The organism is Streptomyces sp. H51, assembly GCF_035656535.1.
Lineage (GTDB): Bacteria > Actinomycetota > Actinomycetes > Streptomycetales > Streptomycetaceae > Streptomyces.
In genome coordinates, this window is record NZ_JAYMHD010000069.1 from 85,744 (window position 1) to 99,069 (window position 13,326).

Here is a 13,326-nt window from a genome sequence, read left to right on the forward strand (position 1 = left end):
TGGTGCCTCCTTCTGCTCCGGTCAGTTCCTGGCGGTCGCGATGCGCAGGGGGACGGGCTCCGGGGGAGCGGGCGACTCGTTGAGACGGGTGATCTCCGCCCACCACGACGCCCCGTCCTCGATGTGCCGCAGCAGCACACCCTCGCGTATCGCCCACGGGCAGACGGTCACCGTCCTGATCCCGGTCAGCTTCATCGCCGTGTGCCCGACCACCGCGCCGGCCAGGCTCTGCGCCGCGCGCGGCGCGGAGATGCCGGGGAGCCGGGCACGTTCGGCGGCGGGCAGGGCCGCCAGCCTGCCGACCGCCTCCCGCAGCGCCGCGCGGTCCATGCGCCGCTCCTCGAACGGGCCGTGCCGCCCCGGCGCGGCCCCGCACAACCGCCCCAACTGCTGGAACGTGCGCGAGGTGACCACCGCGGTGCGCGGGCCCTCCCAGCGGATCCGGGCCGCCACGTCGCGCAGCTGGTGCCGGACCCTGCGCCGCAGCGCCCGCACCATCTCGGGCGACGGCGGGTCCTGGTCCTCGAAGAACTCGTGGGTCAGCCGTGCCGCGCCGAGCGGCAGCGAGGCCACGAAGTCGGGCAGCCGGCCGCGTCCGAAGGCCACCTCCAGCGAACCGCCGCCGATGTCCAGCAGCGCGAGCGGCCCCGACCGCCATCCCATCCAGCGCCGCGCGCCCAGGAACGTCAGCTCGGCCTCGACCTCCCCCGGCAGGGTGCACAGCGCGACACCGGTCCGGCCACGGACGGTGTGCAGCACCTCGTCGCGGTTGGGCGCGTTGCGCACGACCGCGGTCGCGAACGCCAGCGGGCCGGCCGCACCCCAGCGGGCAGCGGTCCGGCTCGCGTCGGCGACGGCCTCGGCCAGCCGCTCGACGGCCTCCCCGGGAATGGCGGCGCCCGGCTTCACCTGCTCGGCCAGCCGCAGACGCCATTTGGCGGTGTGGACCGGCAGCGGTACTCCGGCCTCCGCGTCCGCCACCACCAGCCGGACCGTGTTCGACCCCACATCCACCACGCTGATTCGCATGGGCCCGCGTGTACCCACTTCCCACCGGTCCCACGCGGGCCGGGCGCCGCGCCGGGGCCCCGGCCGCAGGAAACCGGCCGGGCCCCGCACGCGGGCGGCGCGGGCCGTGCCACCCGGACGGCGGGCCGCCGCGGACCCCGCCCACCCTGGGCGAACGCCCGCCCCGGTACCGCCGCGCGGCGGCCGCCGTAGCAGGACGACGACCGCGTGCGGGCCGGTGAAAAGAGGCCGAGACGCTTCCCGGCAGCGGCGGGGGCTGCCGTCCCCCCGCGGTCGGAGTCCCGTGCGGTCGGAGTCCGGTGCGGTCGGAGTCCCGTGCGGTCGGAGTCCGGTGCGGTCGGCCTCCCCCGCGGCCGGCCTCCCCCGCGGCCGGCGTCCCCTGCGGTCGACGTCCTCCGGACCCGGGCGGCTCACTTCCTCACGCCAGCTGGCGGCGCACCAGTTCGTGCAGCCGCCCGCCGGTGTCCGCGAGCAGCTGCGCGGGCGGACCCTGCTGGGCGACCTTGCCGTCCTCCAGCACGATGACCCGGTCGGCGTCCAGCACCGTCGACAGACGGTGCGCGATGACGATCCGGGTGGCGTCGAGGGCCTTGGTGGACTCGATCACCGTGCGCTGCGTCTCGTTGTCCAGGGCGCTGGTCGCCTCGTCGAAGAACAGGATGCGCGGCCGGCGGATCAACGCCTGCGCGATCATGAGGCGTTGACGCTGGCCGCCGGAGACGGCGCCGCTGCCGGAGACGATCGTGTGCAGGCCCATCGGCATCCGCTCGATGTCCTCCGCGAGCCCCGCCAGCGCGGCCGCCGCCATCGCCTCCTCCGGTGTGTACGACTCGGTGCCGCGGATGACGTCCAGGACCGAACCGATGAACGGCTGCGCGTGCTGGAGCACCACCCCGCACTGCCGGCGCACCGCCGACCGGTCGAGCGCCGCGAGGTCCTGGCCGTCGTACAGCACGCTGCCGGACACCGGCCTGTCGAAGCCGATCAGCAGCCTCAGCAGCGTCGACTTGCCGCACCCACTGGGGCCGACGATGGCCACGAACTCACCCGGACGCACCTCGAACGACACGTCGTCGAGGACCAGCGGCCCGTCGTCCGCGTACCGGAACGACAGCCGCCGGGCCTCGATCGCCCCCGACAGCGGGCCCGGGCGGGTGCTTCCCGAGCGCACCTCCGGCGCCGCCTCCAGCACCGGCCGGATCTCCTCGAACAACGGCAGTGCGCCCACCGCCGACACGAACGCGCCGGTCAGCTGCGTGACCGAGGTCAGCAGCATGGTCACCGAGGTGTTGAAGGAGAGGAACGCGGCCGCCGACATCGTCCCGCGCGCCGGACCCGCCAGCAGCATGAACATCAGCAGGCTGCACAGCGGCAGGTACACCGCGCCCAGCACGGCCGTCAGGTTCTTGATGCGGCCCACCCGCTGCTGCAGCTCGCGGCTGCGCGCGAACCGCTCGGCCCAGGCGGCGTAGGCGTAGTTCTCGGCCGCCGCCACCCGCAGCTTCGGCAGACCGCGCAGCGTCTGGAACGCCTGGTTGTTCAGCTTGTTGGTGAGCACCACCAGCCGCCGCTGCCAGCGCACCTGCCACAGCCCGAGTCCCAGGAACACGACGGCGATGACGGCCAGCATGCCGATCGCCGCCAGCGCCATCGGGACGCTGTACCACAGCAGCAGCGCCAGGTTCATCGCGCCGACGGTCACCGACTGGGCGACCACCGGACCGACGCCCGCCAGCAGCCTGCGCATCGCGCTGACGCCCATCGCCGCACTCGCCAGTTCACCGGTCGAGCGCTCGGTGAAGAACGTCGTCGGAAGTCTGAGCAGCCGGTCCCAGACGGCCGGTTGCAGGGTGGCCTCGATCCGGCCCTCCAGACGCAGCAGGGTGAGGTTCTCCAGCAGCATGAAGGCCGCCGCCACCACGCCGGCCACCATCACCGCCAGGCACACCTGCCCGATCGGACGCGTCTGCGCCTTCGGCACGAACTCGCCGAGCACCTTGCCCGTCGCGATGGGCACCAGCGCGCCGATCGCCACCGTCACCAGCCCGGCGACCAGCAGGTTCGCCAGATCGCGGCCGGTGCCGCGCAGGCCGAACCACAACAGCCGCAGCGGGCTCGGCGCCTGGTCGGGCAGCGGCCGGTAGAACATCACCGCACGCGGTTCGAACTCCGCCGGGCCGGCCTTCTCGACCGGCGTCTCCCGGCCGGTCGCCGGATGCACCGCGACATAGCCGCCGCGCCGCCACAGCAGCGCGACCGGCGCCCCGGACAGGGCGCGGTGGCCCACCAGCGGGCCGACGTCGTCCCGCCACCAGCGGCCGTCCAGCCGCACGGCCCGGGTGCGGACCCGGGAGGCCAGCGCGATCCGTTCGACCGGGTCGAGCCGCTCGCCGCCGGTGCCGGCCGGCGGCGGGTCGGCGAGCGTGATCCCGGCCGCCCGGGCGACCAGCGCGCACGCCGCGTAGGTGGCGTCCGCGTCGGCGGGCGTGACCCGTGTGGCCGGACGCCTGCCGATGGCGGCGAGCAGGGTCCGGTCGGCCCGCGCGCGCACGGCCTCACCGGCCCTGATACCGGCGGCCGTGCGCGTCTCGTGGGTGCGCTCCAGCTGCTCGATCCACCGGTCCAGCGTGGTCAGCAGCCGGTACTGCCGGTCCACCATGCTCTGCCACACCGCCGGATCGATCAGCAGGTCGGCGGCGGCCTCGGCACCGTACAGCGACCCGTACTGCACGCTGCCCGGCGGCACCTGCATCCAGAACACGTCGTCGTCGTCCGCCGGTGCGGCCGGCTCCGCCGCCGACGCCTGGAACAGGATCGACAGGACGCGGCCGACGCCCAGGGCGAGGGCGTACTCCAGCGGGCTCGAACGCGGCGGCACGTACTGGGGGTTGCCGTACCCGTCGTACGACCCTGTCTGCGGGTGCGCGGGCCGGTACAGCTCACGCAGCCCGATGCGGTGCACCACGCAGTCGCGCGACGGCCGCGCCACCAGCGTGTGCCGCGGACCGGCCACCGGTCCCAGCAGCAGCGAGCCCGCCTCCAGGCGGCCGAGGTGGTGCCAGTGGCCCTGCCGGTCCGCGTCCACCGCGAACAGGTCCAGGGCGCCCGCCGCCACCAGCCACAACACCTGCGGACCCGCGAGGTCGAGCCCGCCCGGCCCCGGGCAGTCGATCCGCGTGCCCGTGCTCCCGAGCGCGCCCAGAACCAGGTCGTCCTCGCCCACGGCCGTCATCTCACCGCTCCCTCACCAGCGCCGCGTACGCGCCGCCCCGCGCCACCAGCTCCTCGTGCCGGCCGCGCTCCACGACCGTGCCGTGCTGGAGCACGACGATCTCGTCGCTGTCACGCACGGTGCTCAGCCGGTGCGCGATCACCACGCAGGCACACCCGCGCCTGCGCAGGTTGTCCATCACCACCAGCTCGGTCTCCGCGTCCAGCGCGCTCGTCACCTCGTCCAGCACCAGGATGCTCGGCCCGCGCACCAGGGCCCGCGCGATCTCCAGGCGCTGGCGCTGCCCGCCGGAGAAGTTGCGGCCGTCCTGCTCGACCCGGCCGTGGATGCCGCCGGGGCGCCGCATGACCACGTCGTACAGCGCCGCGTCCCGCAGCGCCCGCACCACCGCCTCGTCGGGGATCGACGGGTCCCACAGCGCCACGTTGTCGCGGACCGAGCCCTCGAACAGGAACACGTCCTGGTCGACGAAGGACACCGAGGCGGCGAGCGCGCCGCGCGGAATGTCCTCCAGCCGCTGCCCGTCGATGCGGATGACACCGTCCCAGGGCGCGTACAGACCCGCGATCAGCCGGGACACCGTCGACTTGCCGCTGCCCGAGCCGCCGACCAGCGCCACCTGCCGCCCCGGGCCGACCGCCAGGTCGAAACCGGTCAGCAGCGGCTTGTCGAGCGGGCTGTAGCCGAAGCTGACGTTCTCCAGCTCGACGTGACCGTCCAGGCGGCGCGTCGACCCGCCCGCGCCGGGACGGCCGTAGAGCGGGTCGGCCCGGAAGTTCTCCACGTCCTTCAGCCGGGCCACGTCGGCGGCGAAGTCCTGGATGCGGCCCGCGACGCCGTTCAGCCGGGTGATCGGCGCGGTGAAGCGGGTCACCAGCGCCTGGAAGGCGACCAGCAGACCGATCGAGATGCCGCCCTCGACGGCCCGCAGACCGCCGATCCACAGGATCAGCGCGCTGTTCAGCGACGCCAGGGCCGGCGCGACCACGCCCAGCCAGGCACTCGGCACGCCGAGCCGCTGCTGCTCCTCCAACGTGGTCGCGTGCTGCCCCGCCCACCTGCGGAAGTAGCCGTCCTCACCGCCGGTCGCCTTCATCGTCTCGATCAACTGCAGGCCCGTGTAGGCGGTGTCGGTCAGCCGGGCGGTGTCGGCGCGCAGCTTCGCCGTGCGGGTGGCGCGCAGCCGTACGACCACGCGCAAGGCGACGACGTTCAGCAGCGCGACGCCGACGCCGACGTACGTCAGCTGCGGATCGTAGGTGTAGAGCAGCACCGCGTAGAGCACGACGACCACGGCGTCCACGCCCGCCGCCGCGAGGTCGCGGGCCAGGGTCTCCGCCACCTGGTCGTTGGACTGCAGGCGCTGCACCAGGTCGGCCGGGCTGCGCTGGGCGAAGAACGTCACCGGCAGCCGCAGCAGATGGCGCAGGAATCGGGCGCTGGACAGGGTGGAGGAGATGATCCGGCCGCGCAGCAGGTTCGCCTGCTGCAGCCAGGTGAGCACGACCGTGAGCAGTACGCACCCGCCCATCGACGCGAACAGCACGCCCAGCAGCGAGGTCTGACCACCGATCAGAAAGGTGTCGATGTAGGTGCGGCTCAGCGCGGGCACCGCCGCGCCGACCACGACCAGCAGCAGGCTGGCCAGGACCGCGGCCGGCATCGTGCCCGCCGTGCCGCGCAGCCGCGCCGGCACCGCGCCGAGGATGCCGGGCCTGCGGCCGCCCCGCGTGAATTCCGCGCCCGGCTCCATCACCAGCACGACGCCGGTGAAGCTGCCGTCGAAGTCCTCCATGGGCACGAAACGGCGGCCCCTGGCGGGGTCGTTGACGTACGCCCCGCGCCGGCCGAACCGGCGCCCCAGCCCCTCGAAGACCACGTAGTGGTTGAACTCCCAGAACAGGACGGCCGGGGTCCGCACCTCGGCGAGGGCGGCCGTGTCCATCTGCATGCCCTTGGCGGTCAGACCGTAACCGCGCGCCGCCTTCAGCAGGTTGCCGGCGCGCGAGCCGTCGCGGGAGACGCCGCAGGCGATGCGCAGTTCCTCCAGCGGCACGAACCTGCCGTAGTGGCCGAGCACCATCGCCAGGGAGGCCGCGCCGCATTCGACCGCCTCCATCTGCAGCACGGTCGGCGTTCGGACGGTCCTCGGCCCGCCCTTGGGCGCCGGGGGCCCGGGCGGGGCGGCCCGGCGTCCGCTCCGGGCCCGGTGCGCGGTGCTCACGGCAGCAGCCAGTCGACGGGACGCTGCGCGGCCAGCCGGATCGAACCGGAGGCCAGGGTCATGGAGTCGAGGCGGTACGGCGGCCCGTCCGCGGACGACCACCGGTAACCGCTCTTCGTGCCGGACGACGTGTCCAGCCGGACCAGCACGGCCACCGGCCGTCCCTTCCTGGTGAACTGCTCGCCCAGCTGGCTGTCCCCGAGGAACGCGGCGATCTGCCGCGCCGACTGCGCGGCGCGGCCGACCGATGCCACGTGGCCGCGCAGCACGCCGTACCGCTGGGCCGGCACGGACTGCACGGTGAGGTCGACGGGGGCGTTCGCCGGCACGGACGCCGCGTTCTCGGCGGGGACGTACACCGTGGCGTACAGCGGTTCGCCCGCGCGGGCGACCTTCTCCACGGCGGCGACGTCCGCCCCGGTCCGGACGATCCGGCCGATGGTGACGGCGAGCGCGGTGATCCGGCCCGCGGCGACCGTGCGGACGACGGTGTCGCCCCGGCCGGTGCGGACCTTCAGCACGGGGGAGCCGGCCGGCAGCCGTTCGCCCTGTTCGGCGAGGACGGCGGTGACCTGGCCGGCGACGGGGCTCTGCAGGACGTAGCCGCCCTCGCCGTGGGTGAGGACGCCGGGCGCGTCGACCGTGGAGGCGACCGAGCCGGTCACCGCCCACACGGAGGCGGCGGCCATCGCGGTCAGCGCCACGGACAGCGCGAGCCGGCCCTGCGGGCGGGCGAGGCGCACCGGGAGGTCGAGCTCCTCGGGCGACTGAAGTCTGGCGAGGGCCTGTCGGCGGAACTGCACGGGTCCTTTCCCTCACCTGGTCGGCGGTGAACGGTGGGTGTCGGCGGCGCACGGTGTCAGCCGCGCACGGTGTCGGCGGCGCGCGGTGTGAGCCGCGCGCGGTGTCAGCGGTGAATGGTGTCGGCGGCGCACGGTGTCGGCGGCGCACGGTTCAGGGTGTCCGAGAGCCCCGGAGCCGGGGAGTGGCTCCGGGACCCAGCGGCACGAAGGGCGCGGTCAGAGACCGGCGACCAGGTTCGTCACCGGGGCGGTGTTCAGGCCGGTGACCCCCTCCACGGTGCCGATGGCCGTGTCGGCCAGGCCGGAGACCGGGGCGATGCCGTTGACCGCACCGGTGACGGTGTCGACGGCGTGCAGGGACAGGCCGCCGGAGACGTTGTCGAGCTCGGCGTCGGAGATCTCGACGGTGTCGAACTGGGGGGTGGAGTTCATGATGGAACTTCCCTTCCTATGGACGGTTCACAAGGGGGAGCGGCCCCTCCGGGGACGGATGAACGGCCGCGACCGCGGGCGCCCGACGCCCGTTTCCGGAAGCCGTTCGCGGCCCCCGCGGTGCGATGGATCAAAGCACGCGGCGGCTCCGGGCCTCCAATCAACCACCCGTCCCACCAGGGCACTTGCCGCACAGGCGGCGCATTCCGTGACGGCGCGCGCACGGCTCGGTGGCGACTTCTTCACAGCCGTCACGTCATCGGCGCGCGCCAGGACTTGCGGCCCCCGAGCCGAATCCGGCACTCCGTACCAACGGCGTGCGGAGGACTGCCGGGGTGTGCAGATCCTCCGCACGCCGTGCCCTGCCCGGGCATTCGCTGTGCAGATTCGCCGAAGCCGTGATTCCGCCGTCGATGGCGGGCGGAGAGTGAGGTGTCGGGTGCGGAGCGTGTCAGCCGAGGAGGGCGTAGACCGTGCTCGCACGCGCCGCGAGTTCGCCGGACGCCTCGTCGGTCATCGTGATGTCGGCGAACGCCATGCGCCGTCCCAGCTTGGTGAGGACCGCCTCGATCAGGACGTCCGAGCCGGTCACCGCCCGCTGGAACGACGTCGACTGCTGGACTGTCGTCATCGGCACGAAGGCCCCTCGAGCGGCGGACACCGCGATCACGGTCGCCGTGTCCGCCGCCGCCATCAGCGCCTGCCCCGACAGGCCGCCGCCCTCCCGCGCCAGCCGCTGTGACCAGGGCAGCCGCAGGGTCGCCCGGTCGTCGCCCAACGCCTCCACGCTCAGTGCGAGTTCGAGGACCCATGGGGCGAAGTTGTCAGTGAGTATCTTGTCGGCCTCGGCCGTGCTCATCGTCATATGGGGGATTGTTCCCGACGCGGCCCGGCGGGATGAGGCCGGTGGCCGATTCGTCATGGTGCGCCGCGCGCCGGCAAACGGAATTGAACGCCCCGCTCGACCCGTGCGTACCAACAGCCATCCAGGCGCCCCGAAAAGCTGCCGCACGGCGGCACGGACTCCGGTCCCCCAGGAGGTCGAGAAGTTTGAGTCACAAGCGAATTCCGAAGCGCAAGGCCGCGATCGCGGCGGGCAGTGTCGTGGCGCTCGGCGCGGCCGCCGTCCTGCTGCCGAACGCCAACGCGTCCCAGGACGGCGCCTCGAACGCCGCCACCCCCAAGACCCTGAAGGCGGCGGACGCCTCGGATCTCGCCTCGCGGCTGCGGAGCATGCTCGGCGACGCCTTCGCGGGCTCCTACTACGACGCCGCCGGCCGGCAACTCGTCGTGAACGTCATGTCCGGCAACGGCGACAACGCGGTCGTCCAGGCGAAGAGGGCGGGCGCCACGGTCCGCGAGGTCGACAACAGCCTCGCCGAACTGCGGGCCGGGGCGCGGACGCTGAAGGCCGACGCGACCGTTCCGGGCACCGCCTGGGCCGTCGACCCGAAGACGAACAAGATCGTGGTCACCGCCGACAGCACGGTCACCGGCGCCACGTGGGACAAGCTCGGGTCGACCGTTCGGAGCCTCGGTTCGGGCATGGCGACGCTGAAGAAGTCCGCCGGCACGTTCAAGACCTTCGTGTCGGGCGGCGACGCGGTCTTCGCCCAGGCCGGCGGCGGCACCGTCCGCTGCTCCCTCGGTTTCAACGTCACCGCGAGCGACGGCAGCCCCGCCTTCCTGACCGCCGGTCACTGCGGTGTGGCGGCGGCACAGTGGTCCGACTCCCGGACCGGTCGGCCCATCGCCACCGTGGACCAGGCCACCTTCCCCGGCGAGGGCGACTTCTCCCTGGTGAAGTACGACGACCCGAACACCCAGGCCGCCGGCGAGGTCGACGTCGGCGGCGGGCGGACGGTCCGGATCGCCAAGGCCGCCGAGGCCACCGTCGGCGCGCAGGTCTTCCGGATGGGCAGCACCACCGGCCTGCACGACGGCACGGTCACCGGCCTCGACGCCACCGTCAACTTCCAGAGCGAGACCGACCCGAACAGCGTGGACACCGTCACCGGCCTGATCCAGACCGACGTCTGCGCCGAGCCCGGCGACAGCGGCGGCTCCCTGTTCACCCAGGACGGCAGCGCGATCGGCCTCACCTCCGGCGGCAGCGGCGACTGCACGACCGGCGGCGAGACCTTCTTCCAGCCCGTCACCACCGCACTCCAGGCGACCGGCGCGACCCTCGGCGACGCCGGTGCGGGCGCCGGTGACCAGGCGGGCGGCGGCGACGCGCTCGGCGGCGGGACGGCCGAGCCGTCCGCGACGGCCGCCGACCCGGCCGGCGCCGCGGCCGAGGACGGCTCGCGGCTCACCGAGACCCACTGATCGGCCTCAGCCGCGGTTCCGGCCGACAGTGGACGGTCCGGCCCTTCGGCGGGAGGGCCGGACCACGCCGTGTCACGCACCGTCCGGCGGCGCCGGCCGCCCCTTCGTCCGGATCAGCAGCAGCGCCACGTCGTCCAGCCGTTCCCGCGCCGCCGCGCTGTGCCGGAGCAGATGGTCGGCCAGCTCCTCCAGAGGCCGGCCGCCCGCCCGCGCCAGCTCCCGCCCCAGGGCGGTGAGGGCGGTGTCGAGGTCGACACCGGGCGACTCCACCAGACCGTCGGTGTACAGCACGAGCACCGAACCGGGGGCGAGGTCCACCTCCGTCGCCGGGTAGTCGGCCGAGCCGTCCACGCCCAGCAGCGGACCGCCGGCCAGGTCGAGCACCCGCACCCGGCCGCCCGGCTCCCGCAGCAGGGGCGGCGGATGGCCCGCGCGGGCCATCACGGCGCGCCCGTTCGCCGGATCGAGCCGGAGGTAGAGACAGCTGGCGAACAGGTCGGCGCCCAGGTCGATCAGCAGCCGGTCGGTGCTGCGCACGACCTCCCCGGGCGCCTGGCCGACGGTCGTGTACGCGCGTACGGCGGTCCGGATCTGCCCCATCAGCCCGGCCGCGGTGACGTTGTGCCCCTGTACGTCCCCGATCACCGCCGCCGCCCCGCCCGGGGTCGGCACCAGGTCGTAGAAGTCGCCGCCGATGTCCATGTCCTCGGTGGCGGGCAGGTAGCGCGCGGCGGCCTCGACGCCGGGCAGCGGCGGCAGTGAGCGCGGCAGCAGCGCCTGCTGCAGACCGTGCGCCAGCCGGTGCTTGGCGTCGTACAGCAGGGCGCGCTCCAGGGCATGCGCGATCAGCCCGCCCAGGCTGGTGAGGACCGCCCGCTCGTCCGGCGGGAACCGGTGCGGGCCGGCGTAGGAGAGCACGCAGACGCCCACCGGACGCCCGGAGGCGATCAGCGGCAGGTACGCCCACGCCCCGAACCCTTCGGGTGCCGCGTACCGGGCCGGGTACAGGCGTTCCAGGTGTTCCCGGGACTCGAAGAACACGGGCACACCGGTGCTGAGCGCCTGGGCGCCCGGCGCCCGCTCGCTCAGCGGCACTCCCTCGAACCGCTCCGCGAGATCCGCCGTCCGGTGACCGTGCTGCCCCAGCACGTGCAGGCGGCCCGCCCGGGGGCCGAGCACGGCCAGCGCCTGGCTGCCCACGGCGGGCGCGATCTCCTCCGCCACGACCCGCACCACGTCCCGCACGCCCGCCGCCTCGGTGAGCGCGCCGGCCAGCGAGAGCACCTGCGAGATGGTGACCAGCCGGGGCGGGGCGTCCCCGGTCCGCGGACCGGTCCGGTTCGTCTCCGCCACGGCCCGCGCCCGGGTGATGCGCAGGCTGAGCCCCGTCCCGTCGGGGTGGAGCCGGAACGAGAGCCAGTCGCCGGGCGGGCGCAGCGCCACGAACGACGTGCTCCGCCGGCTGAACAGCGCGGCCCGGTACCGGTCCTCGTACACCGGGTCGTCGAGCCAGGGCACCGCCGCCCACAACTGCGCGCCGAGCAGGGCGCCGACCGGGACGCCGAGCAGCTCGGCCGCCGCCGCGTTGGCGTAGCGGACCCGCCCGTGCAGGTCCAGGGAGCACAGCCCGAACGGCAGCCGCGCCGCCATCCGCGCCGCCTCCGCCGTGCCCAGCGTCTCGGCGACCGCGCTCGTCGGGGCGGCCGGCAGGTCGGGCTCCGCGGGCAGCGCGCGGCTCTCCTTCAGGGCCCGCTCCAGCCGAGCCGCCAGCCGCTCGCAGGCCGCGGTCAGGTGGTTGCGGTCCCGCTCGGTCAGCTCCGGTGCGCGCGAGCCGGGCCAGATCAGGAACAGCGCGCCGTAGGGCCTGGCCGCGGTGGCCACCGGCACCGCGGCGAGCGCGAAGGGATAGGGCAGCACCACGGAGATGCGGGGGTAGCGGCGCGCCATCTCCTCCTCGCTGCCCACCCAGACCAGCCGGCCCTCGCGCACGGCCTCGGCCATCGGGATCGGCGCGTTCAGCCCCACCCGCTCCCACGGCGCGGCGAACGCCCGGGGCAGCCCCGCCATCACCGCCATCTCCAGCACCGGCGCGTCGGCCGCCAGCAGGTACACCGCGCCGGAGTGCGCGTGGACCTCGTCCATCATCGACGCCAGCGCCAGGGAGAGCAGCGGCCGGCCCACCCGCGTCCTCGTCGACGCCGGCGCGGGCACCTGCCCGTCGGACACACCGACCACCTCCTCGCACTCGGCCGGGCGACCGGGTCCAGCCTCGGATCTCCCTCGCGACGGCCGGACGCGCACGGTGCGGGCGCCCCGGTCGGCAGGTGACGGGCAGGTTACCGGCACACGGGTGCCCGCCACGCGGTGAATCCGCCGCCGTACCCCGAAGGCCCGGACCCATGCCCCTCCAGTCGATGCGTGCCGAGACGCGCGCGCGCCATGTTCGCGCCCCCGCGCACCCCGATGGCCGGTTCTGCGTGCCGGAAGACTGTCATCAACGTCAACAATGGGGCACGCGCTCAACACCGCTGAACCGGCGACGGCAGGCTGAAGGGACGGCAGTGATCCGGGTACTTCTGGTGCACGACGCGTGTCTGGTGCGATCGATCCTTGCGGAGTGGTTACGGAGGGAACCCGACCTGACGGTGGAGGAAGCGCCGTGGCACAGCGCCCCGGGGCGGGTACGGGCCCTGCGGCCCGAGGTCTGCGCGGCGGACCTGGAATCCTCGGACTCCGCCGCTCCGCCGCAGCTCGGGGACCTGCGCCCGGAGCTGCCGGGCCGACCGGCCCCGAACCTGCTCGTGCTCGCCAGCGCGCACCGGCCCGGTCTGCTGAAGCGGGCGGCCGAGGCGGGCGCGCTCGGCTACGTCGACAAGGGCGGCTCGCCCCACCGCCTGGTGCACGGCATACGGCGGGTCGCCCGAGGGGAACGTTTCGTCGACGACTCGCTCGGCTTCGGCTTCCTCAAGGCCGCGGAGATGCCGCTGACCCGGCGGGAGCTGAGCGTGCTGTCACTCGCCGCCGCGGGGGCCTCCATCGCGGAGATCGCCGGAAGCCTCCACCTGTCGCACGGGACCGTGCGCAACTACATGGCGGCCATCACGCGCAAGACCGGCGCCCGCAACCGCATCGACGCCATCCGCATATCCCAGGGGGAGGGCTGGCTGTGACCGGCCGTCGGGCGCGGGCCCCCAGCTGCCGACCAGCTCGCGGTACGGCTCCGAGGAGCGCAGCAGCTCGTCATGGGTCCCGTACGCGGTCTCCCGGCCGTCCAT

The 13,326-nt window shown here is 74.4% G+C and carries 9 protein-coding genes; 2 read left to right on the forward strand and 7 right to left on the reverse strand.

The window, feature by feature from the left end:
- Positions 1-21: 21 nt before the first annotated feature.
- The 6 genes from VKA29_RS24880 to VKA29_RS24905 all read right to left on the reverse strand — a co-directional run bounded on the left by VKA29_RS24880 (position 22) and on the right by VKA29_RS24905 (position 8,585).
- Entirely contained in the window at positions 22-1,029 is a 1,008-nt protein-coding gene (locus VKA29_RS24880) for a Ppx/GppA family phosphatase (RefSeq protein WP_324788189.1), read from the reverse strand.
- Positions 1,030-1,447: 418 nt separating this feature from the next.
- Complete coding sequence (locus tag VKA29_RS24885) at positions 1,448-4,261, reverse strand: NHLP bacteriocin export ABC transporter permease/ATPase subunit (protein WP_324788190.1); 2,814 nt, start codon at positions 4,259-4,261, stop codon at positions 1,448-1,450.
- Between the two features lies 1 nt (position 4,262).
- Positions 4,263-6,485: an NHLP family bacteriocin export ABC transporter peptidase/permease/ATPase subunit gene (locus tag VKA29_RS24890; RefSeq protein WP_324788191.1), complete on the reverse strand. Its 2,223-nt coding sequence runs from the start codon at positions 6,483-6,485 to the stop codon at positions 4,263-4,265.
- The gene (locus tag VKA29_RS24895) at positions 6,482-7,288 is read right to left on the reverse strand and encodes an HlyD family efflux transporter periplasmic adaptor subunit (RefSeq protein WP_324788192.1); all 807 of its coding nucleotides are present in this window, start codon (positions 7,286-7,288) and stop codon (positions 6,482-6,484) included. Before VKA29_RS24895 ends, VKA29_RS24890 begins: the two co-directional genes overlap by 4 nt.
- 216 nt (positions 7,289-7,504) lie before the next feature.
- Positions 7,505-7,720, reverse strand: coding sequence for a type A2 lantipeptide (locus tag VKA29_RS24900; protein WP_324788193.1), 216 nt, complete (start codon positions 7,718-7,720; stop codon positions 7,505-7,507).
- 451 nt (positions 7,721-8,171) lie between these two features.
- Positions 8,172-8,585, reverse strand: a complete 414-nt coding sequence (locus tag VKA29_RS24905) for a PaaI family thioesterase (RefSeq protein ID WP_324788194.1) — start codon at positions 8,583-8,585, stop codon at positions 8,172-8,174.
- Positions 8,586-8,770: 185 nt separating this feature from the next.
- Between VKA29_RS24905 and VKA29_RS24910 the strand changes: the two genes are divergently transcribed.
- Positions 8,771-10,051, forward strand: a complete 1,281-nt coding sequence (locus VKA29_RS24910) for a S1 family peptidase (protein WP_324788195.1) — start codon at positions 8,771-8,773, stop codon at positions 10,049-10,051.
- A 72-nt stretch (positions 10,052-10,123) separates the two neighbouring features.
- On the opposite strand, the gene VKA29_RS24915 is transcribed toward VKA29_RS24910, so the two are convergent.
- A complete protein-coding gene (locus tag VKA29_RS24915) occupies positions 10,124-12,286 on the reverse strand; it encodes a SpoIIE family protein phosphatase (protein ID WP_324788196.1) in 2,163 nt (720 codons plus the stop codon).
- A gap of 326 nt (positions 12,287-12,612) precedes the next feature.
- Here VKA29_RS24915 and VKA29_RS24920 point away from each other — a divergent pair, with 326 nt between their 5' ends.
- Positions 12,613-13,221 (forward strand): LuxR C-terminal-related transcriptional regulator, encoded by a 609-nt coding sequence (locus tag VKA29_RS24920; RefSeq protein ID WP_420718556.1) that lies wholly within the window; start codon positions 12,613-12,615, stop codon positions 13,219-13,221.
- The last annotated feature ends 105 nt before the right edge of the window (positions 13,222-13,326 follow it).

Bases quoted from the DNA above. Each gene is read 5' to 3' on its own strand.
- VKA29_RS24880 (WP_324788189.1), bottom strand. From the start codon at position 1,029: ATGCGAATCAGCGTGGTGGATGTGGGGTCGAACACGGTCCGGCTGGTG.
- VKA29_RS24885 (WP_324788190.1), bottom strand. From the start codon at position 4,261: ATGACGGCCGTGGGCGAGGACGACCTGGTTCTGGGCGCGCTCGGGAGC.
- VKA29_RS24900 (WP_324788193.1), bottom strand. From the start codon at position 7,720: ATGAACTCCACCCCCCAGTTCGACACCGTCGAGATCTCCGACGCCGAG.
- VKA29_RS24905 (WP_324788194.1), bottom strand. From the start codon at position 8,585: ATGACGATGAGCACGGCCGAGGCCGACAAGATACTCACTGACAACTTC.